Source organism: Streptomyces sp. HUAS MS02, assembly GCF_055702265.1.
In genome coordinates, this window is the sequence record NZ_CM146747.1 from 4,412,752 (window position 1) to 4,438,327 (window position 25,576).

Here is a 25,576-nt window from a genome sequence, read left to right on the forward strand (position 1 = left end):
GGGCGCGGTGCGGGAGCCCGCTCGCGTCCACCCCCCTACCCCACCCACCCCCTCCGCCCCAGTTCCGCCGCCTCCTGTTCGCGGTAGCGCTGCGAGCGGGAACGGGGGCCCGGCGCTCGGCCTCCCGGGATGGGGCGGGGACGGGGCGGTTGCGCGGACGTGCGGTGGGCCCCCGTGGGGACGGGGCGGGGGCGGTGGATGCCTGTGGGGGCGGGGTGCGCCGCCGTGGGGGACGGTCGGGTCGGGCCGGGTGGGACGAAGAGCATGGCCAGGACCACCAGGGCGGTCGCCCCCGCCACCCACCACGCCGAACGCGGCTGCGTCCACAGCATGTGGATGGCGAGCCCCACGCCCGTGGACCCCGCGGCCGCGACCCCCATCACGACCACCACCCCCGGCGGCGTCAGCCCGACCCGCCGCAGCCGGTGCGCGAGATGGTCCGGCCCACCCCGCCACAGCTCCCGCCCCGCCCGCTTCCGCGAGACCAGGACGAGCACCGCGTCGGCGGTCGCCACGGCCGTCAGAGCGAAGGGCGCGCCCACCCCGGCCCCGTACCCGACGGCGTACACATGCAGCGCACCCCCCGCGAGCAGGAAGCCCACGAACAGCGCCCCGCACGTGCCGATCACGACGCGCGCGGGCGGCCAGTTGTGCATCAGGAACCCGGTGAGCGCGGCGGCCAGCACGCTGAACAGCGTGGCCAGCCCGTCCATCACCTCCGCCGCCGCGCACCCGCTCAACGCGAACGCGGTGACCGCGCCCACCACCCCGAGCACCCCGTCGGAACGCCCCATCCCCTTGAACCCGTGCACCACGAGGACGATCCAGACGACCCCCGCCATCCCGCCCAGCACCCCGAGCTCGCGGTACGGCACGACCAGCGCGGCACCGACGGCCACCCCCGCCGCCCGCACCACGGCCGGCAGCCGCCACACGTCCCCGACCAGACCGAACACCCCGAGCCCCGCCCCGACCACGATCAGCCATCCGGCCTCCCGCCCGAGCGGAGCGACCCCGCTCCACTCCCCCACCCAGGCCACGGCCCCCACCCCGCCCAGCACCGCGACGCCCCCGAGCACCGGCACCCGCCGCCCCCGCCGGCGCTCCACGATCCCCAGCCGCAGCGCGGGCACGCGGACGGCCGCCGAGAGCACGGCGGTCAGCAACAGGGCGGAGGCGGCGGCGAGGATTCCGTACAGCACGGATCCAAGTTAGGCGCGAATGTCACAATTTCTGATGAATAACACGATCGTTTTGAAATGGCACGCTCGCCCGATGCCCTCACGGGGTCACCACCAGGTCGCCACGGTGTCGCACTCAGGCAACCCTCAGCGACGCAGATCACCGCCCTCCTGGCTACAGTGCGGCAGAAGAACTGGGTAGTCTCAGACGGACTGCATAAGTTACCGCTTAGTAATGATCTCCGGTGATCTTCGCGGTGCCCGACGGGTACCCCGGAGAACTCCCCGGAGAAAACCCCCTCGCAGGCCCGAGGAGCCCCGAAATGCAACTCGCCGCGATCATCGTGTCGCTGGTCCTGACCGTGGTCGGCGTTGCGCTCATCGCCCGAGCCGTGGCGCAGATCTACCGGTTCGTGAAGCTCGGTCAGCCGGTGCCGGCGGGCAGCCGTACCGACGACCCGAAGGCGCGCACGATCACCCTGGTCCGGGAGTTCCTCGGCCACACCCGGATGAACCGGTGGGGGATCGTCGGCTTCGCCCACTGGTTCGTCGCGATCGGCTTCCTGACGCTGCCGCCGACCCTCGCCCAGGCGTACGGCCAGCTGTTCGAGGCCGACTGGACGCTGCCGGTCATCGGCGGCTTCCTGCCGTTCGAGATGTACATCGAGTTCATCGGTGTGATGACGATCCTCGGCATCCTCGTACTGATCGCCATCCGGCTGCTCAGCCTGCCCTCCCGGGCCGGCCGCAAGTCGCGCTTCGCGGGCTCGAAGGCCTGGCAGGCGTACTTCGTCGAGTACGTCATCCTCACCATCGGCCTGGCGATCTACACCCTGCGCGGTCTCGAGGGCGCCATCCACCACGTGGACCACTACGAGGCCGGTTACTTCGCCTCGTACCCGCTGGTCGTGGCCTTCCGGGACCTGGACCCGAACACCCTCCAGAACCTGATCTACCTCACCGCGATGATCAAGATCGGCACCTCGCTGATCTGGATGATCGTCGTCTCGCTGAACACCAACATGGGTGTCGCCTGGCACCGCTTCCTCGGCTTCCCGAACATCTGGTTCAAGCGCAACGCCGACGGCGCGACCGCGCTGGGCGGCCTGCAGCCGATGACCTCCGGCGGCAAGCCGATCGACTTCACCGACCCCGGTGACGACGACGTCTTCGGTGTCTCCCAGGTCGAGCAGTTCTCCTGGAAGGGCATCCTCGACTTCTCCACCTGCACCGAGTGCGGCCGCTGCCAGTCGCAGTGCCCGGCCTGGAACACCGGCAAGCCGCTCTCCCCCAAGCTGCTGATCATGTCGCTGCGCGACCACGCCCACGCCAAGGCGCCCTACCTGCTCGCGGGTGGCGGCAAGACCATGGAGGGCGAGGAGAAGGCGAGCGAGGAGCAGCTCAAGGACGTGCCCGCCGCGGCCCTGGCCGAGGCCGAGCGCCCGCTGATCGGGACCGTCGAGGAGAACGGCGTCATCGACCCGGACGTCCTGTGGTCCTGCACCACCTGCGGCGCCTGCGTGGAGCAGTGCCCGGTCGACATCGAGCACGTCGACCACATCGTCGACATGCGCCGCTACCAGGTGATGATCGAGTCCGCGTTCCCGTCCGAGGCGGGCACGATGCTCAAGAACCTGGAGAAGAAGGGCAACCCCTGGGGCCTGGCGAAGAAGCAGCGCCTGGAGTGGCTCAAGGAGGTCGAGTTCGAGGTCCCGGTCGTCGGCAAGGACATCGAGGACCTGTCCGAGGTCGAGTACCTGTACTGGGTCGGCTGCGCCGGCGCCCTGGAGGACCGCGCCAAGAAGACCACCAAGGCCTTCGCGGAGCTGCTCCACATGGCGGGCGTCAAGTTCGCCATCATGGGCGGCGACGAGAAGTGCACCGGTGACTCCGCCCGCCGCCTCGGCAACGAGCCCCTGTTCCAGGAGCTCGGCATGGAGAACGTGGCCGCGCTCAACATGGCCTTCGGCGAGGAGATGGACGACGAGGGCAAGGTCGTGCCCGAGTCGGCGAAGCCCAAGTCGGCCAAGAAGATCGTCGCCACCTGCCCGCACTGCCTCAACACCCTCGGCAACGAGTACCCGCAGCTCGGCGGCGACTACGAGGTCATCCACCACACCCAGCTGCTCCAGCACCTCATCGACGAGGGCAAGCTGATCCCGGTGACCCCGGTCGAGGGCCTGATCACCTACCACGACCCCTGCTACCTGGGCCGGCACAACAAGATCTACACGCCCCCGCGCGAGATCATGACCGCCGTCCCGGGCCTGCGCCAGCAGGAGATGCACCGCCACAAGGAACGCGGCTTCTGCTGCGGCGCCGGTGGCGCGCGGATGTGGATGGAGGAGCGGATCGGCAAGCGCATCAACAACGAGCGCGTCGACGAGGCCCTCTCCCTCAACCCCGACATCGTCTCCACGGCCTGCCCGTTCTGCCTCGTCATGCTGACCGACTCGGTCAACGGCAAGAAGAACGAGGGCAAGGCCAAGGAGTCCGTCACGGTCGTCGACGTCGCCCAGCTGCTGCTGGAGTCCGTCAAGACCCCGGTCCCGGACGACGAGCCCCCGGCGGGCACGGCGGAGACGGAGAGCGAGCCGGAGCCGCAGCCGGTGAAGTAGCCGTGTGTGCACAGCAGTTGGCGTGACGATGCCCCCGGTCCAGTTCGGACCGGGGGCATCGTCACGCCACAGCTCTCACAGATCTCACAGCTCTCACAGCTCTCACAGCTGTCACAACCCGCTCAGCCCGTGCGGCTCAGAACTCTTCAGAACTCTTCGTCCGGGAACAGCTTCTCGATCTCCGGCGGCAGGTCGTCGGCCATACGCACCACCAGGAACGGTTCCTCGTCCGGCGAGAGCCGGATCGCCACGGCGTCGGCCGGGTCCAGCCCCTTGACCTCGTACGCCTCGTACACCGCCGGCTCGGCTGTGATGTCGACCTCGCCGGGCGTGTCCCCACAGGGCACCGCACGGGCCGTCCCCGCCCTGGCCCCCAATGCGAACTCCACCTCGCCGCGGTCGCTGTAGCTTTCCCCTCCGTACTCCACGACGAAGGCGCACTTCGCGGCAACCTCCCCGCCGCCGCTATCGCCGCTGTCGCCGCTGCCGGCATCCCCTTCACCGTCGCTCAAGCCCCTCCCCTCCCCGAACACCCGCTCGACCGCCACGCTCAGCCCCTCGTCCTCTACCGCGTGGACCAGGACACGCACCTTGCCCCCCGGTGACTCGCGGACCGCGATCGCGTCCTGAGTGTCGACGCCCTTGATGGCATAGGCCGAGTAGACGGTCAGGTCCTCGGCCGCCACCTGGTCCTCCTCACCGCCGCCCTGGTCGTCGCAGACCGAGTCCCGTGCGGTGCCCACCTCGGCACCGAGGGTGTAGGCGACCTTGCCCGCCTCGACGTACTGGCGGTCGTCGTAGTCCACGGCGAACACGCACAAGGCCGAACTCGTGCCCCCTGTGTCCAGTGCCGCGCATCCGACGGCCAGGGGGACCGCCGCCAGGGCAGCCAGGGCGGCCAAGGCGATCCGTACGCGCCGTACACGGGTACCGCTCAGCATCTTGTCTCCTACCGGTTCGACGGCTGGCCTCTCGTTGCCTCGCACCGCAGACGCACGAGCACGGCGGAACGTTCGGAACCCGCGGAACCCCGGGCCGCATGCACAAGGACACGCGCAAGCCCCCTCTGTCTCCCAGGTCACAGAAGTTTCTCGAACTCCCGTACAACCCTCCCGTCACCCCACCGGTCTCCTGTTCGCCAACTTTCCCGTGAACCCTCGGAGAACTCCGGGCCAACGCGGACAGAAAGGGCACCCCATTGACTGCGGACGTCTGCCAGGCGTCCGCATGCAGCAGGAGATTCCCGCATGCACAGACACCTGCGACTCGCCCTCGCGACGGCCTCCGCGGCCGCGCTGACCGGCGGTCTGCTCACGTTCTCGGCCGCGACGGCGACGGCGGCCGACTCCGCCACGGTCCCGCAGGCCGACTTCAACAACGACGGCTTCGGCGATGTGGCCTTCTCGGCCGACGGCGCCTACGTGAACGGCAAGAAGGCCGCCGGCCAGATCGTCGTCCTCTACGGCACCGCCACCGGCGTCTCCTCCGCCAAGCGCACCGTCCTCAGCCAGGACAGCTCGGGCGTTCCCGGGACCGCCGAGGCGGGCGACGCCTTCGGCGCGGTCAGCGCGTACGGCGACTTCAACGGCGACGGCTACGACGACCTCGCGACCACGGCCTACAAGGAGGACGTCGGCGGTGACACCGACGGCGGCACGGTCGTCGTCCTGTGGGGCTCGGCGAAGGGCGTGACCGGCACCGGCAGCGTCACCATCGCCGACCCGGCAGCCTCCTCCCACGACCGCTGGGGCAAGAACCTGGCCGCGGGCGACTTCGACGGCGACGGCACGGACGACCTGGTCGTCGGCAACACGTCCAGCACCCTCTACGTCCTCAAAGGCGGCATCAGCTCCACGGGCTCGGCGGTGGGCGGCCGTTACAAGGTCAATCCCCCGATCCAGTCCGGCTCCCCCTCGATGGGCCCGCTCAACATCCACGCGGGCGACGTCGACGGCGACAAGAAGACCGACCTCGTGGTCGACGGCTTCGAGACCCAGACCGAGTCCGGCTGGAACACGAACTACTTCGTGCCCGGCACCGCGAGCGGCCTGAACGCCTCGTCCGCCACCACCCTGAAGGGGGGTGTGATCACCGGGATCGGCGACGTCAACGGTGACGGGTTCGGCGACATCGTCACGGGCACCCACTGGAACAACAAGACGCCCGAAGGCACGACCATCCCCGGCGGCGCGCTGGGCGGCAAGGTGAACGTCACCTACGGCACCGCGGTCGGTCCCGGTTCCTCGACGGGCTTCACCCAGGAGTCCGGCAACGTCCCCGGCGAGTCCGAGAAGGACGACTACTTCGGTTACGAGCTGGACCTCGGCGACATCAACGGCGACGGGTTCCAGGACCTGGTGGTCGGCGCCCCGGGCGAGGACATCGGCTCCATCGACGACGCCGGCTCGCTCACCGTCCTGTACGGCTCGGCGAGCGGCATCAACCTCTCCTCGGGCACCCAGTACTTCACCCAGGACACGGCCAACGTTCCCGACAGCGCCGAGGCGTACGACGCGTTCGGCGCCGAGGTCAAGCTCGACGACGTCAACGGCGACAGCAAGGCCGACCTGCTGGCGGGCTCGTACGAGAACGCCGGAAACGGCTCGGTGCTCTACCTGCCGTCCAGCGGCACGAAGATCACCACGTCGGGCGGTCGCACCATCAGCCCGAGCACCTCGGGCGTCTCCACGACGGGCGCCCCCGCCTTCGGCGTGAACTTCGCGAACTGACCGGTCCATTCATCCGGCTCGGCCGCGCACCACAGGGCCCGCGTCCACGATGGACGCGGGCCCTGCCGCCTCAGCAGCTCACCGAACTGCCGTACGACCCTCCCGCCCCACCACGGGTCTTCCGCCGGCACACCCTTACGACGGCAGTGGAGCCCGGTCCGCTCGGCGTACCCCCTTCCCTTCTGGAGTTCCCTTGCGCACTCGCTCGTTCCTCCTGGCCGCAGGCCTCCTCGCATCCGGCCTGACCCCGCTCGCCCTTGCCACACCGGCCGCCGCCGCCCCCGCCAAGTACGCCGACGACTTCAACGGGGACGGCCACCGCGACTACGCGGTCTTCTCGCACGGCACGGACACCCGCTTCAGCAAGGGCGGCGGCATCCTGGTCACCTTCGGCACGGCGAACGGTCCCGGTACGAAGACGCAGTTCGTCGACCAGGCGAGCGCGGGCGTCCCCGGCGCCGACGAGAACGACGACCTCTTCGGTGACGTCCGGGTGGCCGCCGACTTCAACAAGGACGGGTACGGCGACCTCGCGGTCTCCGCCAACGGCGAGGACGTCGGCAAAGCCAAGGACAACGGCACGGTGACGATCCTCTGGGGCAGCGCGAAGGGCCTCTCCGGCGGCACCACCCTCCCGTTCAAGGGCCCGAAGGGCGTCTCCGGCAGGGCGGCCGACTTCGCCACCGGCGACTTCGACGGCGACGGCCACCAGGATCTGGCCCTGGTGCGCGACAGCAAGACGTACGTCTACCGGGGCGCGATCACGAAAGCGGGCGTCAAGGGCTCGGTGACGGTCCTGGACAAGGAGACGTCGAGCTTCTACGCCACGGCCCTCGTCTCCGGCAAGGTCGACAAGGACGGCAAGACCGACCTGGTCGTCATCGGCGACGTGGTGTACCCGGAGTACATCGCCTCCGACGCCTGGTTCGTCAAGGGCGGCAAGGCGAAGCTGTACCCCGGCAAGACGCTGCGCCTGGAGCGACAGAACGGCAACGGCGGCCAGGCCGAACGCGGCGGCGACGGCGTCATCGCCGACTTCGACAAGGACGGGTACGGCGACATCGCCATCGGCACCCAGATCCACGACCGGGGCAAGGGCCGCGTATCGATCTGGTACGGCGCCTCGTCCGGCCCGTCGCGCAGCGCCCGTTTCACCCAGAACACCGCCGGGATCGCGGGCGGCGCGGAGCGCGGCGACTGGTTCGGCGCCTCGGTCTCCGCCGGTGACGTGAACGGCGACGGTTACCGCGACCTGGCGGTCGGCGTACCCGGCGAGACCATCGACGGCGCCGACGAGGCGGGCGGGGTGCACGTCCTGTACGGCACCAAGTCGGGCCTCGGGGCCAAGGGTTCGCAGTGGTTCGCCCGCAACTCCCCGGGCGTCCCGGGCGCCCTGGCCACCGGCGACTACGTCGGCCACACGGTCCGCCTCCGCGACACCGACCGCGACGGCAGGGCGGACCTGTACGTCATGGGCGACAACAGCTCGCTGCGCCTGCCGGGCACGTCGAAGGGCGTGACGACGACGGGCGTGGAGACGGTGAACGGTGACGTCATCACGGGAATGCTTCAGTAACGCGGCTCACGTATCGCACGTATGAGGGCGGCGAGCCCGGCGGGGGTGGAACGCACCACCCGGCCGGGCTCCTCGCTCTCCCGGAGATGGAGAGCTTCGCGATGGGCCGCGATCTCAAGGCAGTTGGGAGCGTCCTCGTCCTCGGAGAACGAGGACTTCTGCCATGCGGGAACAGCTGCCATGTCGTCCTTCACATCTCTTGAGCCAGGTCGCGCAGGAAGTCCCGCGACTCTGCGACGCCGAGCGCGGCCTTCTCCGCCACGGCGACCCTTCGCCGGTAGGTGACCAGCTCCGCCTCCGCGTCCAGAAAGGCACCCCCATGGGGGGCGTCGCGCAAGACAGTGTCCAACTGCGGAACCGGCCCGTCCAGCAACAGGATCGTACTGCTGATCGTGAACCCGTCCCGGTCGAACGGCACGACACGAACGGCGACCTGGGGCCGCTCCGACTGTTCGAGCAAGTGCCGCAACTGCCGCCGCGCGACCGCGCGATCGGCCTTCCTGATCCGCAGCGCGGCTTCATGGATGACGACCTCGTAGACGAAGTCGTCCCTTTCGAGGACCCGCTGCCGACGCAGCCGGAACTCCACGCGCCGGTCCCGCTGTTCCTGGCTCATCCCTGACGGAGAGCCCTCGTAGAGCGAGCGGACATACCCCTCCGACTGCAACAGACCCGGAATGCTCACGATTTCGAACGACCGCACGTGCCGCGTGTGGTGCTCAAGTTCCGCGAGGTCGAGAAACCCACGCGGGAGCAGTCCCCGGGAGTCCTCCCACCAACCCCGCCCACGCTCGGTCGCCATGGCCGCCAGCGCCTCCACGAGAGCGGCGTCATCGCTGGCGTACTGAGCCGCGAGGTACCGAACACGATCCGCACTGACGCCGACCCGTCCCACTTCCGTGGCGGACAACTTGCTCTCGGCGATCCCCAGGGCCCGCGCCGCCTCCCGACCGCTGAGCCCTGCCCGTTCCCGGAGTTTGCGCAGCTCAGCGCCGAGCCGCTCCTGACGTGCGGTGACGATGCTCCGTGCCGGCATGTGCGCGGTCCCTCCCCGAAGTCGGCTCTCCATTATCCCGGTTCAGCTTGACCGGGTTCAATTGAACCCCATACCGTCAGTGACGCGACGCACACGCTGCGGAATCACGGGACCCCGGAAGCGCACCGCCCCGCCCTGCCATGGCGGCCGCGACAGAGCCACCGCCCGCCACCCCAGCGCCCCCACCCCTCCGTACCGGGAGACCCCATGCGCACCGACTGGGAGTACACCCTCTACATCCCCCTCTACATCCCCCACGACCCCCGAGCCGTGGCGATCAGCCGCCGCACCCTCCGCGACATCCTCACCAGCCACCCCCTCCCCGCCCTCGTCGAACCGGCGGAGCTGCTGGCCTCCGAACTCCTCACCAACGCCCTGCACCACACCACCGGCCCGGCGGCCCTGAAGCTCCGCCAGTCCGGCCGCTCCTTCCGCCTGGGCGCCTGGGACACGGACCCGACGCCTCCGACGATCACCACCCCCGCCCTCACCCCCACCTCCGGCCGAGGCCTGCATCTCGTCGACGCCTACGCGGACGACTGGGGGTGGTTCACGGTGAACAGGAACAGCGGAAAGTACATCTGGTGCGAACTGGGTACGGAGTTGAAGCCCGGCTGAAGCCGCTCAGGCCCTGCCGCCGGTGTGGCAGAACTGACCGCACCCCCCGTTCCCCCTCACGCCTACCGGCCCCCAACCAGCTCCTCCTCCTGGCCCGCACCCAGCCTTGGCCTGCGAAGTACCCCACCAGTGGCGATAATCACACAAAAGGAGCACAACAGGCAGGCACCCCGAAAGCAGGCGATCCCCATGGCCGAACACCCGAACGCAGCGCTTGTCCGCAAGGGCTACGACGCCTTCACCCGGGGTGACATGGACACCCTCCGCTCCCTGATGGCCGCGGACTGTACGCACCACGTCCCCGGGAGCCACCTCCTGTCGGGCGACCACAAGGGGCAGGACTCGATCATCGGCATGTACCAGCGCCTCTTCGAGGAGACCGGCGGCACGTTCGACGTCACCCTCAGCCATGTGTGCGTGGACGGCCGGGGCCACGCCGTCTCCGTGCACCGCTACACCGCCGAGCGCGGCGGCAAGCGGATCGAGCAGAACGGCTGCCTCGTCTTCCGGATCGTCGGAGAGAAGTTCACGGACATCGACGAGTGCCAGGAGGACATGGACAAGGAGGCGGACTTCTGGTCCTAGTCCTAGCCCCTCCCGGCTCCCGGCTCCCGGCTCCCGGCTCCCGGCTCCCGGCTCCGGTACTACAACCCCGTACGGCCTCCAGGTGTCACACAGGTGAACCAGCCGAACCAGGCCAGCACCCCACCCCGATATCCGGCCATCACCTGGAGCCCCCCGTGCACAGACGGACCTACGCCCTGGCCGCCGCCACCGTGGCGACCGCCACCACGGCGGCCCTCGCCCTCACCCTGGCGCCGGCCGCCACCGCCGCCCCCTCCGCCGCCGCCGTGACCAGCGATTTCAACGGTGACGGCTACGCGGACCTCGCCGTCGGCGTCCCCGACGCGACCGTGAACGGCAAGGCCGAGGCCGGCCATGTGAACCTCGTCTGGGGCGGGGCCAAGGGCCTGGGCAGGTACGGCAGCATCCGGGTCAGCCAGGCCACCGCCGAGGTCCCCGGCACCCCCGAGGCCGGCGACCGCTTCGGCGCCTCCGTGCTGCTCGCGGACCTGAGCGGCGACGGCCTCGCCGAGCTGATCGTGGGCGCGCCCGGCGAGGACGTCACCGGCCGGGGCGCGGACGCGGGCACGGTCACCGTCGTCGGCGGCGCGCGGAGCGGCACGGGCCCGGCGTCCAACGCCCTCACCGGCACGTCGGGGAACGCGGCGTACGGCTGGTCGGTCGCGGCGGCGGACCTGACCGGCGACGGCGGCCGGGACCTCGTGGTCGGCGGCCGGGACAAGGTCGTCGTGCGGGCCGCCGTCGACAACGGCGAGGACCTGGTCGTCACCACCGTCCTCACCACGCCCATGGGCGGCCGCGCCCCGGTCCTCGCCACCGGCGACTTCACCGCCGACGGCACGGACGACCTCGCCCTCGCCTACTACACGGTCGACGCCCCCTTCACCCAGTCCCACGTACGGCTGTGGTCCTGGGACGAGACCGAGCGCCGCATGGCCAACGTCTGGAACTCCGACAACGGCGCCGCCTCCGCGCTCGCCGTCGGCGACTTCGACGGCGACGGACTGGACGACCTGGCCCTCGGCGAGTGCCGCGAGATCGCCGACGAGAACATCGACGACCCGTGCGGCCCCGAGTCGTACGCCGAGGGCGGCGGTATCCACCTCCTCTACGGCGACAAGAACTCCTTCGGCCTGCGCACCCAGACCCTCAACCAGGACACCGTCGGCGTCCACGGCGTCGCCGAGGACGGCGACCGCTTCGGCGCCTCCCTCGCCGTACTGGACTGGAACCACGACGGCCGCGACGACCTGGTCGTGGGCGCCCCGGGCGAGGCCATCGGCACCCGTGCGGCGGCCGGCGCGATGACGTTCCTGCTGAGCCACGAGGGCGGCATCGTCGACCGCTTCGGCGAGGCGACCTCCGTCCCGTACCACCAGGACCGGCCCAAGGTCCCCGGCGTGGCGGAGGCGAACGACGCCTTCGGCACCGCCGTCGCCACCGGCGACTACGACAAGGACGGCACCCCGGACACGGCCGTCGGCGCCCCGGGCGAGAACGCGAGGTCCGGCGGCGTCTGGGTCTTCCCGAAGACCTCGGTCAACGGCTCCTACGCCCTCACCCCGAAGAACCTGGGCCTGCCGTCCCCGGCGTCGGCCCTGTCGTACGGCAGGTACGTCAGCAGCCGTTGAGCTCGCGCCGATACGGCCGCCGACCTGCGCGGAGGCCGTATCGGCAGACCACCGGACCGACCCACCGGACCGACCACCGGATCGACCACCGGGCCGCCCCCGGCCCACCCCTCACACATCCCTGACGATCCCTTAGGGGATGTCACAGCTCGGCCGCAAAGCCGGGCCGGTTGGCCCCGGCCCGGCACGCGGCCGTCCGGGACCAGGTACGTTCGATGACGTGGCTGGATTCAGGATCGGACGCGGCCGGGACAACGGCGCTCCTCAAGCGCGACCGCACAACCCTCCGTACGGACAGCAGGCCCCGCAGGCCGGCGGCCCGTCGTACGGCTACCCCCAGACGCCCCCGGGACCGCCGTACGGCGGCGGGCGCGGCGGTCAGGGCGGCTGGCCCCAGACGCACGGCGGTGGACGCCCCGGCGGGTACGGGCCCCAGGGCAACCACGGAGGCTCTGGGGGCCACGGGGGCCATGGAGGGCACGGGAACCACGGCGAGCCGGAGTACTTCGGCGACGACGGCGGGCACCCCCACGGCGGCGGGCCGGACCCGTACGCGGCCAACAACCCGGGGCACACCCAGATGTTCTCCGTCGGCGAGGACCCGTACCAGCAGGGCGACACCTACCGCGCGGGCAACGCCCCGGCGGCGCCGCTCGGCCCGCGGCTGCCCTGGAAGGCGCTCCTCAAGGGCATCATCACCAACCCGAACCAGACGTTCCTGGTGATGCGCGACTACGCGGTGTGGGGCCCCGCCCTCATCGTGACGTTCCTGTACGGCCTGCTGGCCGTCTTCGGCTTCGACGCCGCACGCGAAGAGGCGATCAAGGCGACGCTCTCGGCGGCCGTTCCCATCGTGCTCGTGACCGGCGTGACGATGGTGGTCAGCATCTTCGTCCTGGGCGTGGTCACCCACACCCTCGCCCGGCAGCTCGGCGGCGACGGCGCCTGGCAGCCCACGGTCGGCCTCTCCATGCTGATCATGACCCTCACGGACGCGCCGCGCCTGGTCGTCGCGATGTTCGCGGGCGGTGACGCCTCCTTCGTCCAGATCCTCGGCTGGATCACCTGGGTCGCCGCAGGCGCCCTGCTGACCATGATGGTCGCCAAGTCCCACGACCTCCCTTGGCCGAAGGCCCTGGGCGCCTCGGCGATCCAGCTGGTGGCGATCCTGTCCCTGATCAAGCTGGGTACGTTCTAGGCAGGCATAGGCACGACGGTCGCGGCAGGTACGCGACGGGTGAGACCGAGCGAGGGGCTCCGGGCGGCACCAAGCCGGGAGCCCCTCCTCCTGTGTCCGGCCGGCGCGTCGGCCGTCAGGTCGGCCGTCGCGCCGGTCGCTGCTCTGAACCCCTACGGCGGCCAGGGTGGGCCGAGTTGACTGTGTGATGATGCTCGAAAATCACAGTCGACAACGACCGGCCCTGGGGTGGGACCGGGTGGGCGAGAAGGGCGGGGCCCGGCGTGGGCAAGGGTGGGGAGTCCATATCGGACGAGGAGTGGGAGCGCTTCCTCCGCGAATCCGAGGCGGGGGCCAAGGACGCGCCCGAGGAACCGTCGGCGCGGGCCCGCATGGTGGCGGGGCGTCTGCGGGAGGAGCCCGACCCGCCGGCGCCGTGGCGGAGCCACCAGCCGCCGCGGCGGCGAAGAGGCAAGGGCTGGTACGTCGTCGGACTGCTGGTCGCGGTCGCCCTGCTGGTCGTGGCGGTGGCGCCGGGGCGGGTGGTCGACTGGTTCGCGGGCGGGGACGGCGAGAGCACGCCGCTCGCCGTGGAGTCGGAGCGCCCGGACGCCCCGCCGCCGACGGAAGCGGCGGCCCAACAGCCCACGCTGAAGCAGCCGTTCAGGGGATCGCCCGCGGCGCGGTGGGGTGACGGGACGGCCGCGCTCGCCCTGCCCGAGGCACGGGCGACCGGCTGGATGAGCAAGGCGCAGGTCGCGGAGGCACTCAAGGAGAGCCGGGACTTCCTCGCCGAGTCCAGTCTGGATCGCGGTGTGCTGCGCGGGGAGCGCCCGAAGAAGGCGATCGCGCTGATCAATCCGCACCAGAAGGACGTGCAGGACTTCCTGGCGACCGCGTTCCGTTCGCCCAGCCGGGAGAACGATCCCCTGCTGCTGTTCAGCCGGTTCGAGAGCTCCGAGGTCCGGCTGGTCGGGGATGTGGTCAAGACACGCGGGCGGATCACGTACCGGGAAGGGAAGCGTGGCTCGGTCGAGGTGACCACGGATGTCACGTACGTCTACCCGGTCGTGCGCGCGGAGGCGGGAAGCGACGAGGTCGCCCGCACCATCGTGCGCCGCGAGGTCGTGATGAGCTGGGACGACCCGGCGAAGATCATCACCGAGCCCGGCACGTTCTCCCTGGTCTCCTACAAGGTGGACACCACCAACGGCGGCTGCGACACCTTCACGGGCTACCTCACCCCCGAGTTCGCCGCGGAACGCGCGACGTCACCCGAGGAATCGGGCCCGGCACTCGACCCGTACGACCGAAGCACGTCACTGGACGAGCGCATGCGGAAGTCCGACGGGGAGCGATGCGGGACGGCCTCACGAACGTGAGCCCTGGGGTGACCGGCCACACGGCCGCACGCGGACCGGTCGCACGGTGGGCGGCCACACCGGCCACACCGGCCGCACGGTGACCGGCCGCGCGGCGGCCCCTCGACCGGTGACCGGCCGTTGACCTGTCGGCCCCTCGATCACCGGTCGAGGGGCCACCGTGCCGCTCGTCGCGTCAGAGTGCCTCACCGCGCGCGGGCCGGCCCCGGCCGGGCCTGCGCTCCTGCCTTCATCCCGCTCCAGCCCGGCCGGCGGCCGGGCCGCGTACAGGGCGACCAGTAGCTTGAGGTCACGCTGGTTGTGGCGGCGTCTTGGTGGTGCGTTTGGCGAGCAGTCCCGCCAGCACCATGACGATCAGACCGATCCCCACACCGCACAGCGTCCACAGCACCCGGTAGCCCTCAGCCGAGTTGTCGGAGGGCTGCGGCAGGTCCACCAGGATGAGCGCTCCGGCGGCGATGGCAGCGCTGTAGAGCGTGTAGTTCCAGAAGCGGATCCCCGCCCCGTGCATCAGCAGGACGAGGGCGACCATTTCGAGTCCGCGATGCACCGCGAACAGCTTGAGCCCCTGTGCGCTCGCGGGCACCCACAGCAGCAGCGCGGCCACGACGGCACCGATCAGCGCGCCGACGAGGCGTTGCGCGCCGGCGAGCGCGGCCTGTTCCAGGCTCGGTTTCATCGCGATCATGGCGGCGATCGGGATCCAGGAGCCGTACGACAGGTCCAGTCCGAAGGCCAGCGCGACGGTGCCGGCGACGACCACGGCGCGGAGCACCGCGAACAGGACCAGCGGACAGGTCAGCTTCCTTTGGGTCGTGTCGCCCGGGAGCTCCGAGAAGGGCCGGCCCTGGTCCGTGCGGCCCCGGACGAGCCACCACAGGAAGGTCACCGTGATCCACAGCGCCGCTCCTCCGGTCCAGGAGAGCACCTGTGCCCAGACGTGGCTGGTGATGTGGCCCTCGTCGTGGATGCCGAACTCGAACCCGACAGCGACGATGAACCAGATGTTGAGAAGCAGCGCGTTGACGAATCTGCGCACCCCGAACGCGACCGCCAGACCGGCCGCCAGCGTGACCAGGAAAGCGACGAGCACCAGCCAGCCCCAGGCCTCTGACCCGATGCCGAAGGCCAGCGCGGTCACCCCGGCGCCGATCAACGCGAAGAGGGCGATGTGGAGCGCGCGGTGTCCGTAGCCGCCTCCGGGGTCGGCCAGCGCCGCGAACAGCAGGCCGAACAAGGCGCTGAGCAGGTACACCTCATGCCCGATCGCCCAGAAGACGAACATCGGCACCAGCGCGGCGTCCAGAAAGGCCACGGCCCGGGGCCAGTTCAGCCCTGCGGGATCGAGCTCGAACACCTTCGACAGCCAGGTCATGGCCTTCCCCCGGCGAACAGGCTGTGCCCCGCGTCTGCTCTCCGTGGCCACGACCGCCCTCTCTCGCACATGATTCGCAGAAATGAACAGTCTGTGACGAATTCTCCGATTCAGTCGAGAGTGCCCTGCGGCGACCCGCCGCAGGGCGGGACGAGAGGCTGCTGGGCACGGGTGTGATGACCGTGCTGCAGATCGAGGGTGTGCGCGGTCGTGTGACCCGCCATTCGTGCCCGCGGCCTAACGGCGGCCGGAGGAGTCCTCACCGTTGCCCCGCGCCGACGCTTCGTGATGTTTTAGCCCGGTCTTGACCGCGCCGAGGATCACGCGCGCCGCCACACCGACCAGGATCAGATCGCCGATCATCTGCACCATGACCATGACCCTGGCCCCCGGCAGCCGAGGGGCGATGTCACCGAAGCCGACCGTTGCGAACACCGTGACCGTGAAGTACAGCGCGTCGGTACGCGTCAATGACTCGCTGAAGGCATCAGCCTGGCCCCGGGCCAGCACGAAGTACGCCGCGGCGAACAACAGGAGGAACAACGGCAGATACGTAGCCAGGGCCTCGACGGCGCGCAGCCGTGGCACGTCGGAACGCATGATCTGCTTCGCCTGCCAGGCGACGAGAACCACCAGGCACAGCAGGCCGGTGATCAGCCAGACGGCGACAGCGGCCGAGTACGGCTGGTCCAGGGGCAGCAAGTAGTAGGCGAGCACCATGGCGGTCACCGTTATCGCCGCACGCAGCAGAGTGCGGAAGAACAGCCGCCGCCGCGCTGTGGGGGAAAGATCCTCGAAGCTCCGTCTCACCGCGCCTCAACCTTCGGCCGTGCCGACCTTCCGACGTTTCACCTCGCAGAACCCTGCCGCAAGAGTTCGCCCACGAGACCACGACACCAGCGCCGGAGCCCGCAGGTTTCACGCTGAGGGCCGCACCCGCTCGAAGACCATGGGCACGCCGTCCGCATGCTCACGCGACATCAGTTCCCTGCGCGGCTCGCCGAGGAGTGCCGTCGGCGTGGAGGCACAACGGCCCCTGACCAATAACCTGGTCAGGGGCCGTTTCACCTGGCGGTGGGTGGGATCTGGGCCCACGGTGACTTGCGCCGTGACGGTCCTCAAGACCGCTGGCGGTATGAGTCCCGGTCGCAACGAACCGAGTCAGAGCGCTTCCTTGGACGGAGTCAGGGGCTCCCCCGACCTACGTACCACAGGCAGGACACTCCACGGGAAGTTGATCCACTCGTCCGTCCGCTTCCACACGTACTCGCACTTCACGAGGGAGTGGGACTTCTCATAGATCACGGCGGACCGGACCTCGGCGACGGCGTCGAGGCAGAAATCGTGGACCAGCTTGAGCGTCTTGCCCGTGTCGGCGACATCGTCCGTGATCAGGACCTTCTTGTCGGAGAAGTCGATCGCGTTCGGGACGGGGGCGAGCATGACGGGCATGTCGAGGGTCGTGCCGACGCCGGTGTAGAACTCGACGTTCACGAGGTGGATGTTCTTGCAGTCCAGGGCGTACGCCAGCCCGCCGGCCACGAAGACCCCGCCGCGGGCGATGCTGAGCACGATGTCGGGCTTGTACCCGTCGTCGGCGATGGTCTGCGCGAGTTCGCGTACGGCGGTGCCGAACGCCTCGTAGGTGAGGTTCTCCCGGGGCTGGGACACGCTCACACCTGCGTCCGGTGGAAGTTGAGGAAGGACCGGGAGGCCGTCGGACCGCGCTGCCCCTGGTAGCGGGAGCCGTAGCGCTCGCTGCCGTACGGGAACTCGGCCGGCGAGCTGAGCCGGAACATGCACAGCTGCCCGATCTTCATGCCCGGCCAGAGCTTGATGGGGAGCGTGGCGAGGTTCGACAGTTCGAGGGTGACGTGGCCGGAGAAGCCGGGGTCGATGAACCCGGCGGTGGAGTGCGTGACGAGCCCGAGCCGGCCCAGGGAGCTCTTCCCCTCCAGGCGAGAGGCGAGATCGTCGGGGAGCGAGATCACCTCGTAGGTGCTGGCGAGCACGAACTCGCCGGGGTGGAGGATGAACGGCTCGTCCCCCTCGGGCTCGACGAGCCGCGTGAGGTCCGACTGCTCGATGGACGGGTCGATGTGCGGGTAGCGGTGGTTCTCGAACACCCGGAAGAAGCGGTCGAGACGCACGTCGATGCTCGACGGCTGCACCATGGTTTCGTCGTACGGATCGATCCGCACCCGACCGGCGTCGATCTCGGCCCGGATGTCCTTGTCTGAGAGAAGCACGCCCCGAGGATACGCAAGACGCGCGGGCCGCCCACCATCAGGACGGACTCCGCGCGCCTCGACGACTGCCGGCCGCAGGTAGCTCTACCTGTGGCGACCGTTGTGGATACCGCTTCGACTACCGTTTCGACTACCGCTTCTGCAACGCCACCGGCACGACGCTGCGCAGGCGCGCGCAGCGTGGGCAGCGCATGAGCCGACCGGGGCCGAGGCGCTCGGCCTGCTGCATCGGGAACGAAGCGGTGCTGAACACGTGCCCATCGGCACAACGGACGACGGTGCGCTCCATCAAGTCCAAGAGTCCCTTCCCCAAGAGCCGCGTCTGGCTGTCGACCTACGTCGACCTGACGACGAAGCGCCACATTACGGGATGAACGGGACGCCCCTCCAGGCGGCACTCCGATCCGTTCCAAGGCCCCCTCGGACCCTCTTCCGCGCCTCCACCGTACGCCCCAACTCCCGCGCCCCGCAGCCCCATCCCGGCCCCTGGAACACAACCGGGCCCCACGCCTTCAGCGCGCGGGGCCCGACATGAGGTAAAGTAACGAAGCGTTCCGACACCGGCACCGACCGGCGTCTTACGCGGGTGTAGTTTAATGGTAGAACATCAGCTTCCCAAGCTGAGAGCGCGAGTTCGATTCTCGTCACCCGCTCTTCTTCAAGCCCCAGGTCAGCGACCCGGGGCTTGTTTCATAGGGGGCCTCGTTGCTGCGGTTTGCGAGTACTCCCGGACTCCGAGGTTGGGCACGCAGAGGGCACGCACGCCTTGACGCAACGGTCGTCGCGCCCAGAGGTAGAGATGCCCGGAAGCGCTGGCCGGCTTCGAGCAGCATCGCTCCGGACGGGCACTACCTCGTCACCACCACCGACCAAGGAGTACGGCCGGAACGGAAGGTGATCCCTGGTCAGTGCCGCATGCTTTCCCACACGGAGTGCCCCTGGACGAGGGTGATCCGCCCTCGTCCAGGGGCACGGTCCGGCAACGGAGGCTCAGTGCGCGGCGCGGCGGGCCAGCGCCCCGCGCGAGCGGGTCACCAGCGCGGCCAGCAAGGCGGCGCCGAGGGGCACGGCCACCAGGAGGGCGGCGAGTGTCTCCCAGGGGACGACGATCGGCACGTACGGCGGGGCGTCACCGGCGCCGCCCCAGCCATTGTCGAGAGCGTCCTGGTAGAAGCGCGTCTGCTCGCGCTCCTCGGTGAGCCGCAGCCCGACCGCGGGCAGGACACCGGCAGCCGAGCCGAGGACCACACCCATCGCGGCGACCACACCGCACTGGAAGCCGCTGAGCGTGCGGCGCACCCGGGGCGGGGCGCCGACCGCTGCGAGCGTCTTGAGATCGGCCTCCGCGTCGGCCTGGGCGAGACCGGTGGCGATGCCGGCCGCACCGATGGTGACCAAGCCGGCGAAGACGGTCAGCGCGAGCAGGACGAGCCCGTTCTCGTCGACCCAGCCCTGCTCCACGGTCAGCTCGACGTTGCTGCCGAGCTTGGCGATCTCGGCGTCGAGCTTCTGCCGCTCCTCGGTGCTGGGCATCCGGTCGGTGCTGAAGAAGGCGCCGAGGGGGACGGTGGTCAGCCCGGCGGCCTTGGCGGCGGCGGGGCTGAGCACGCTCTGCAGTCCGTAGGAGTCGGGCGAGCCGGCCACCTGGTAGGCGGGGAAGGTCTTCAGCTCGCCCGGGACCGGCTTGTTCTGCTCGGCGGCGCGGTCGGCGGCCTTCAGGTCGGTGATCAGCTTGATGCCGACGGTGCCGTTCCTGTCGACCTGGGGCTTGTGGAAGCTGAGGAGCTTTCCGTCGGCGAGGGCCTTGGCCGCGCCCGGGTCGTCGATGCCGAGGACCTTCAGGAGCGGGGCGTCGGCGATGAGGAGACCGCCCTCGACGTAGATGCCGTTGCCGTCGCGCGTGAGGCAGCGCCAGTCCTTGGCGAGCGCGCGCCGCTGCTCCTTGGTGTACTTCTCCGCCGGGTCGGAGCCGTCGGGGGTGTTGACCCACAGCGGGCACTCGTTGGCCGGCGGGGTGACGACTTCGAAGCGGCCACAGCCCTCGCCCTCGCCGTACGGGGCGCAGCCGGGCTTTCCGACTGCGATCCGGAACACGTCGGCGCGGACGTCGACGGGCAGCGTCCGCTGCACGGCGTCGCGGACCTCGGGGACGTCCCGGCCGCCCTCCTCGGTGACGAGCGCGGCGACGGCCCCGTACGGCAGGCTGGCCCGGTACTCGGCCAGACTCTGGGCGTCGTGGCTCGCGGCGTACGTCGAGACGGCGACGGTGCCCGCGACGGCGGCCAGGACGGCGGCGACAGCGGGTGCCGTACGGCCCCGGTTGCGGACGGCGTCCCGCAGGGCGAGGCGCGGCGAGAGCGGCAGCCAGCGGCCGGCCCGGCCGAACAGGCCGACCAGGGCGGGCGTCATGGCGACCACGCCCAGCTCGGCGATGGCCGAGCCACCCGCGACCAGGACGAACTGGTCGGAGAAGACCGAGCCGTACAGGGCGATGGCCGCGCCGATCAGGAAGGCGCCGAGGCCGATCAGCGGCAGCACGCGGTTGCTGCGGCGCACGCCGCGACGGCCGGTGAGGGAGGCCAGGACGGTCTGCCGGGAGGCGGTGACGGCCGGGACGATCGCGGAGAGCAGGCCGGTGAGGACGGCGAGGGCGGCGATGGCGAGCAGTTCCAGCGGCTTGACGGTGAAGCCGCCGAACCGCTGCCCCATGTAGTCCTCGATGAGCGGCCGGAGGGCGAAGGTCAGGATCAGGGCGAGGACCGTGCCGACCAGGGCCGCCGCGACGCCGATGACGAGGCCGCCGCTCAGCATGATGGCCCGGATGTGGCTGCGGGCACCGCCGTTGGCGCCGACGAGGCCCAGCTGGCGGCGGGAACGACGGGCACCGACGGCGAAGGCGGGACCGGCGAGCAGGCAGATCTCCAGCATCGCCAGACCGACGACCGTGCCCACGGCGGCGAGTTCGGCGGCGCCTGCGGCCTCGCTGCTCTCGTAGTTGGCCCAGCCTTCCTTCTGGTAGAGCGGCACCTCGGAGTCGGCGGGCGGGTCGAGGGCCACGGCGCGCGAGGTGACCAGGACACCCTTGACGTTGATCGCCTGGACCGTGTTCCACGTGAAACCACCGGACTTCTTCACCAAGTAGGTGGTGGAGAAGTCGGGCTTCGGCAGTCCGGCCTTCTCGACCGCCTTGGCGTACGGCGCGAGGAAGGCCCCCGGCAGGGCGTTGACCTGCTGTGCCGTGAGGTCGCTGGGCAGCTCGTACGAGCCGCTGATCACATAGGTGCGGTCGAAGCCGCGGGCGGTGAGGGTGGAGCCGACGGACAGCCCGCTGCTCTCCAGGAACCGGGTGGTCGCGGCGATCTCGTCGTTCTTCTCGGGGAAGCGGCCCTCCTGCAGCCGCATGATGCCCCGGGCGACGGGATCGGCGGCGGCCAGCTCACGGACCTCGGCCTGGAGCAGACCGTGCCTGGTGGTCAGCTTGGCGCTGCCCCTGCTGTCGGTCAGCACCGTCGAACCGGCCGGGATGGTCTTGGTGACATCGGTCGGGCCGTCGGGCCAGGACTTGCCCGGCGAGTCGTAGTCCCCGGCCGGGGTGTGCTGCTCGCCGATGGGGTCCTGCAGGATGGCCACGCCGGCCGTCCGGGCGTCGGAGAAGCGAGCGTCGGCGGCACCCAGGGTGCGCTCCATCCGCTGCGCGGGCGTGAGTTCGGCGCTGCGCACGGTCAGGTCCAGGGCGCTCACGCCCAGGATCGGCAGCGCGATCATGGCGAGGACGAGGAAGCTGCGGCCCTTGGAGCGCCAGGCGTCACGGCGGGCGATGCGGACCGCGGCCCGCCAGGAGTGGAACCAGGTCGTCACCGCTGGGCCGCCGGGCCGTTCAGGAGCGACTCGGCGTCGCTGCGTACGGTCTGGTCGACGACGGCACCGTCCCGCAGGAAGACGACCCGGTTGGCCCAGGCGGCGAACCGCGGCTCGTGGGTGACCATGATGCCGGCGGCTCCGGCGTCGCAGCGAGAGCGCAGCAGGGCCAGCACGGACTCGCCGGTCTCGGAGTCGAGGGCGCCGGTGGGCTCGTCTGCGAGGACGAGCCGGCGGTCGCCGACGAGGGCGCGGGCGATGGCCACGCGCTGCTGCTGGCCGCCGGACATCTCGTCGGGGAACCGGTCGGCGAGATGTCCGAGGTCCATCTCGGCGAGGGCGGCGAGGGCCTCGGTGCGGGCCTTGCGGGCCGATATGCCGTCGAGTTCGCGGGGCAGGGCCACGTTCTCGGCGGCGGTGAGGGCCGGGATGAGGTTGTAGTCCTGGAAGACGTAGCCGATGCTGCGGCGGCGCAGGGCGGCGAGCCCCTTGATGCCGAGGGCCGTGACGTCGGTGCCCTCGACGAAGACCTGCCCGGAGGTGGGGGTGTCGAGGCCGCCGGCAATGGTGAGCAGGGTGGACTTGCCGGAGCCCGACGGGCCCATGACGGCGACGAGTTCACCGGGGTGGACGTCGAGGTCGACGCCGCGCAGGGCGTGCACCTCAGTGGCGCCGGAGCCGTGGACGCGGGTCAGGTTCTGCAGACGCAGCACGGGCTGCTGATGTGTGGACATGGTTCCCCCTCGGGCGTACGCCGGCGAACGGCCGGACGTCGGTGCGACGGACGGTCGTTGGCGCGCCGTGCGTACGGTATGGGTCTGGTCGGGTGGTTCGGAGTCTTCAGGTGCTACGGGTGGGTCGGGTGGAGCCGGTTGACTCGGTCGGCCCTGTGGATTCGGTCGGCCCTGTGGATCCGGTCGTTCGGGTGCTCAGGACCGGTCGTGAAGGGCGGACATCACGGGCGGTGGCGTGCGGCCCCCTCTGCCCCGGCCCCCGCCCGCGCCCCCATCCCCGCCGCTCCCGCTGCCGCCCCCGGCGAGGCCGGCTCCGGCCCCGCCGCCGGGGCGGTCGACGAGAGACGGATCAGCCGGGACTCGCAGTGGTCGAGCCAGCGCGCCTCGGCCTCGGTCTGGAAGATCAGCTGCTCCAGGACGAGGAGCCAGGCGAGGTCGTCCCGCTCCTGGGCCCCGTTCTTCTCCACGGCGGTGAGGGCCTGCGCCTTCAGCCGGGTGTAGTCCTGCATGGCCTTCACGGTGTGCCGGCGCTGGGACTGGATGACGTCACGGATGTCGACGCCGGACGCCCCGACGGCCATGGCCAGCTTGATGGCCAGCTCGTCACGGGCCGGGCTGGTGCGGTCGACGGGGTGCTCGAACCAGCTGCGAAGTTCGACGCGACCGCTGTCGGTGATCGCGTAGAGCGGGTGGCCGGCCTCGTCCTCGCCGTCCTGCACGACCATGCCGTCGCGTTCAAGCCGGCTGAGGGTCGTGTAGACCTGACCCACGTTGAGCGGCCAGGTGGAGCCGGTGCGGGACTCGAACTCCGTACGGAGCTGTGAGCCGTAGCGCGGGCCGCGTTCGAGGAGGGCGAGAAGCCCGTGGCGGATGGACATACCGAGTATGTATACCGAGTAAGTCCGCGTGGACAAGCGTCCTGAGACGGACGCCGGAGGTCCGACTCAAGGGGGACCCGGGCCGTCGCGAGCCGCTCAGCGGCGGCGCATCCGCACCCCGAGGAAGCCGATGCCGAGGCCCACCAGAGCCAGCCCCACGCCCAGTGTGAACACGGGAATCCGCCGGTCGGAGAGGTCGAGGGGGGAGCCTCGGTGCCGGTCCGGTGAGCGGCCGCCGACAGCTCCGCGGGCGAGCTCTCGGCGGCCGGGGGCGTCCGTCTTGGGTACCGCCTCGCCCCCCTCGCCCGACTCCTCGGCGGGCTCCTCCTCTGTTGCCGTTTCAGTACGAGCGGGCTTCACCGGGCTCGTGGAGGACGGCGAGCCGGAGAGGTCGGCCGGGCCGCTCCCGGCCCTCCCCCGCCGGCACCCCCCGAGGGAGGCGGAGTCGCTGGGCGCGGGCGCGTCGGGCGGCCCCGACGGCTCGGGGGCCGCCGGACGGGCGGGTCCGGCGGGTCCGGAGGAAGGCGACGCCGACGGGGCGGACGGCGATCGGGCGGGGTGGGTGCGGCGATCGTGGCCGCGGAACCGTTCGGAGGGGGCGTGAGCGGGCGGTGTGGGGGAGACCGTCGCCGTGGCCGGGCGCGAGGGGGCGGGCGCGGGACGGACGGGATGGTGGGCGGCCCGGAGGGGTGCCTCACGGCGGCGGCCTCCGGCCCGAAGGCGCCGGCGCTCCGCAGGGCGCGGGGCGCGCCCTCGCCCTCAACGGTGCAACCAGTCCCTCACACCTGCCGCCTGCCAACGAATCTGCCCAAGTCAGCTGCCCTATGGCCGCGCAAGCGCCGTCGCTTCCCAAGCTGAGGGCGCGAGTTCGATTCTCGTCACCCGCTCCATGATGAAACCCCAGGTCAGCGACCTGGGGTTTGTTTGTTGTGCAGACCGCCCGGCGACGGTAAGCGGGCTACTCGTTCGGGAACTTGATGTACAAGGCCATGGCCAGCTGCTCGTCAAGCGCCTGCATCGACGTGAAAGACCCACTGCCGATCGGATAGTTCAGGGGGAAGTGGTTGTGTGTCGAGTTCTCGGCCGCCTGGGACAGGCCTCCCCAGTTGTTCTCCAGATCCAGGGACGTCAGCTCGATGACGCCCGACCCGCCGTTGATGAGGGACGAGGACCCGGCGTAGAAGATGCCGCTGTTGCGCATCGCGTGGCCGACCCGGTAGGAGATGAAGTCGAAGCGGGCACCCTCGGAAAGGGCCTGGACAAGAACGAGCAGGGCCCGCGCCTGGTCCCGATTGTTGCTGCCCGCCAGGTCGCTGATCGCCCCCTGCATGGTGTTCATGGTGATGCCGAGGGAACCGCGGTCGACCCCGGCGGCACGCTCCATGTCGCCGTAGCTGAGCCAGCTCCTGTTCTGCCCGTCCTGCCCCTGGAATGCAGCGGGTCCGGCATTGTTCAGCCGGACGTACTGGTGGGTCTGTTCGTTGAACCAGCCGGTCACGTACAGGTTCCGCGCGTTGAAGATCAGAGTGACCGCCCTCGTGCCCACCCGCAGGGTGACGGGGAAGTAGTCGTCGCGCGTCCCCGTGAGACGGATGTTCTGGTAGAGGTTCCAGCTGCCGCCCCGTCCGCGGATGAAGTTGATCATGGCGTCGTACCGGTCGGGGCCGGCGTTCGTCAGGTCGAAGCTCATGCCATCGGTCGGGTACGTCGCGCTGGCCAGCTGGACGTGCCCGCCCAGCGACTGGTGCTGCGCACCGGTGGTGAGGTTGCCGCCCAGGCCGGCGAGGACGACGGCGCCGGCGAGGGCCGCCGAGAGTACGGCCGATGTGCTGAGCCTGCTGAAGATGTGTGCTCGGGACATGGTGTGCGCTCCGTTGTGCGTGGTCGGTGGGCCGACCCAGGAAGGAGATGGACTGTGTCGAACGGCGTGCGGGCCGTCGTTTTCCGAC

Annotated in this window: 21 protein-coding genes and 1 tRNA gene; 9 read left to right on the forward strand and 13 right to left on the reverse strand. The window is 70.5% G+C overall.

What is annotated here, in order from left to right:
* Positions 1 to 35: 35 nt before the first annotated feature.
* Complete coding sequence (locus tag ACZ9QC_RS18960) at positions 36 to 1,202, reverse strand: MraY family glycosyltransferase (RefSeq protein ID WP_472921189.1); 1,167 nt, start codon at positions 1,200 to 1,202, stop codon at positions 36 to 38.
* A gap of 302 nt (positions 1,203 to 1,504) precedes the next feature.
* On the opposite strand from ACZ9QC_RS18960, the gene ACZ9QC_RS18965 reads away from it, so the two are divergent.
* Positions 1,505 to 3,799 carry a (Fe-S)-binding protein gene (locus tag ACZ9QC_RS18965; protein ID WP_472921190.1) on the forward strand — a complete coding sequence of 765 codons (2,295 nt, stop codon included), beginning with the start codon at positions 1,505 to 1,507 and terminating at the stop codon, positions 3,797 to 3,799.
* 146 nt (positions 3,800 to 3,945) lie between these two features.
* On the opposite strand, the gene ACZ9QC_RS18970 is transcribed toward ACZ9QC_RS18965, so the two are convergent.
* Positions 3,946 to 4,740, reverse strand: coding sequence for a DUF6281 family protein (locus tag ACZ9QC_RS18970; protein WP_472921191.1), 795 nt, complete (start codon positions 4,738 to 4,740; stop codon positions 3,946 to 3,948).
* 306 nt (positions 4,741 to 5,046) lie between these two features.
* On the opposite strand from ACZ9QC_RS18970, the gene ACZ9QC_RS18975 reads away from it, so the two are divergent.
* A complete protein-coding gene (locus ACZ9QC_RS18975) occupies positions 5,047 to 6,528 on the forward strand; it encodes an FG-GAP-like repeat-containing protein (RefSeq protein WP_472921192.1) in 1,482 nt (493 codons plus the stop codon).
* Between the two features lie 193 nt (positions 6,529 to 6,721).
* Positions 6,722 to 8,104: an FG-GAP and VCBS repeat-containing protein gene (locus ACZ9QC_RS18980; RefSeq protein WP_472921193.1), complete on the forward strand. Its 1,383-nt coding sequence runs from the start codon at positions 6,722 to 6,724 to the stop codon at positions 8,102 to 8,104.
* Here the strand turns inward: ACZ9QC_RS18980 and ACZ9QC_RS18985 are convergent.
* The gene (locus ACZ9QC_RS18985; RefSeq protein ID WP_472921194.1) at positions 8,098 to 8,286 is read right to left on the reverse strand and encodes a DUF397 domain-containing protein; all 189 of its coding nucleotides are present in this window, start codon (positions 8,284 to 8,286) and stop codon (positions 8,098 to 8,100) included. The two genes, ACZ9QC_RS18980 and ACZ9QC_RS18985, sit on opposite strands and share 7 nt — an antisense overlap.
* Positions 8,287 to 8,294: 8 nt before the next feature.
* Entirely contained in the window at positions 8,295 to 9,140 is an 846-nt protein-coding gene (locus ACZ9QC_RS18990; RefSeq protein WP_472921195.1) for a helix-turn-helix domain-containing protein, read from the reverse strand.
* Between the two features lie 207 nt (positions 9,141 to 9,347).
* Between ACZ9QC_RS18990 and ACZ9QC_RS18995 the strand changes: the two genes are divergently transcribed.
* The 5 genes from ACZ9QC_RS18995 to ACZ9QC_RS19015 all read left to right on the forward strand — a co-directional run bounded on the left by ACZ9QC_RS18995 (position 9,348) and on the right by ACZ9QC_RS19015 (position 14,533).
* Positions 9,348 to 9,758 (forward strand): ATP-binding protein, encoded by a 411-nt coding sequence (locus ACZ9QC_RS18995; protein ID WP_472921196.1) that lies wholly within the window; start codon positions 9,348 to 9,350, stop codon positions 9,756 to 9,758.
* Positions 9,759 to 9,947: 189 nt separating this feature from the next.
* The gene (locus ACZ9QC_RS19000; RefSeq protein ID WP_230215013.1) at positions 9,948 to 10,343 is read left to right on the forward strand and encodes a nuclear transport factor 2 family protein; all 396 of its coding nucleotides are present in this window, start codon (positions 9,948 to 9,950) and stop codon (positions 10,341 to 10,343) included.
* A gap of 155 nt (positions 10,344 to 10,498) precedes the next feature.
* Positions 10,499 to 11,974, forward strand: coding sequence for an FG-GAP repeat protein (locus tag ACZ9QC_RS19005; RefSeq protein WP_472921197.1), 1,476 nt, complete (start codon positions 10,499 to 10,501; stop codon positions 11,972 to 11,974).
* A 139-nt stretch (positions 11,975 to 12,113) separates the two neighbouring features.
* The gene (locus ACZ9QC_RS19010) at positions 12,114 to 13,172 is read left to right on the forward strand and encodes a Yip1 family protein (protein ID WP_472921198.1); all 1,059 of its coding nucleotides are present in this window, start codon (positions 12,114 to 12,116) and stop codon (positions 13,170 to 13,172) included.
* Positions 13,173 to 13,435: 263 nt separating this feature from the next.
* Positions 13,436 to 14,533, forward strand: a complete 1,098-nt coding sequence (locus ACZ9QC_RS19015; RefSeq protein WP_472921199.1) for a hypothetical protein — start codon at positions 13,436 to 13,438, stop codon at positions 14,531 to 14,533.
* Positions 14,534 to 14,822: 289 nt separating this feature from the next.
* Here ACZ9QC_RS19015 and ACZ9QC_RS19020 read toward each other — a convergent pair whose 3' ends face one another.
* From ACZ9QC_RS19020 to dcd, 4 genes are all read right to left on the reverse strand, one after another.
* Positions 14,823 to 15,908, reverse strand: coding sequence for an FUSC family protein (locus tag ACZ9QC_RS19020; protein ID WP_472921200.1), 1,086 nt, complete (start codon positions 15,906 to 15,908; stop codon positions 14,823 to 14,825).
* A gap of 237 nt (positions 15,909 to 16,145) precedes the next feature.
* Positions 16,146 to 16,718 (reverse strand): potassium channel family protein, encoded by a 573-nt coding sequence (locus tag ACZ9QC_RS19025; protein ID WP_472921201.1) that lies wholly within the window; start codon positions 16,716 to 16,718, stop codon positions 16,146 to 16,148.
* Between the two features lie 351 nt (positions 16,719 to 17,069).
* Positions 17,070 to 17,585 carry a phosphoribosyltransferase gene (locus tag ACZ9QC_RS19030; RefSeq protein WP_472921202.1) on the reverse strand — a complete coding sequence of 172 codons (516 nt, stop codon included), beginning with the start codon at positions 17,583 to 17,585 and terminating at the stop codon, positions 17,070 to 17,072.
* Positions 17,582 to 18,157 carry a dCTP deaminase gene (gene dcd / locus ACZ9QC_RS19035; protein ID WP_184905697.1) on the reverse strand — a complete coding sequence of 192 codons (576 nt, stop codon included), beginning with the start codon at positions 18,155 to 18,157 and terminating at the stop codon, positions 17,582 to 17,584. Before dcd ends, ACZ9QC_RS19030 begins: the two co-directional genes overlap by 4 nt.
* Before the next feature lie 582 nt (positions 18,158 to 18,739).
* Between dcd and ACZ9QC_RS19040 the strand changes: the two genes are divergently transcribed.
* Positions 18,740 to 18,810: transfer RNA gene (locus ACZ9QC_RS19040), tRNA-Gly, on the forward strand.
* 337 nt (positions 18,811 to 19,147) lie between these two features.
* Here the strand turns inward: ACZ9QC_RS19040 and ACZ9QC_RS19045 are convergent.
* From ACZ9QC_RS19045 to ACZ9QC_RS19065, 5 genes are all read right to left on the reverse strand, one after another.
* Positions 19,148 to 22,015, reverse strand: coding sequence for an FtsX-like permease family protein (locus ACZ9QC_RS19045; protein WP_472921203.1), 2,868 nt, complete (start codon positions 22,013 to 22,015; stop codon positions 19,148 to 19,150).
* Positions 22,012 to 22,749: an ABC transporter ATP-binding protein gene (locus ACZ9QC_RS19050; RefSeq protein ID WP_472921204.1), complete on the reverse strand. Its 738-nt coding sequence runs from the start codon at positions 22,747 to 22,749 to the stop codon at positions 22,012 to 22,014. Before ACZ9QC_RS19050 ends, ACZ9QC_RS19045 begins: the two co-directional genes overlap by 4 nt.
* A gap of 221 nt (positions 22,750 to 22,970) precedes the next feature.
* Positions 22,971 to 23,627, reverse strand: coding sequence for a PadR family transcriptional regulator (locus ACZ9QC_RS19055; protein WP_472921205.1), 657 nt, complete (start codon positions 23,625 to 23,627; stop codon positions 22,971 to 22,973).
* 96 nt (positions 23,628 to 23,723) lie between these two features.
* Positions 23,724 to 23,987 carry a hypothetical protein gene (locus ACZ9QC_RS19060; protein ID WP_472921206.1) on the reverse strand — a complete coding sequence of 88 codons (264 nt, stop codon included), beginning with the start codon at positions 23,985 to 23,987 and terminating at the stop codon, positions 23,724 to 23,726.
* Positions 23,988 to 24,585: 598 nt separating this feature from the next.
* Positions 24,586 to 25,488: a ribosome-inactivating family protein gene (locus tag ACZ9QC_RS19065; RefSeq protein ID WP_472921207.1), complete on the reverse strand. Its 903-nt coding sequence runs from the start codon at positions 25,486 to 25,488 to the stop codon at positions 24,586 to 24,588.
* Between the last annotated feature and the right edge of the window lie 88 nt (positions 25,489 to 25,576).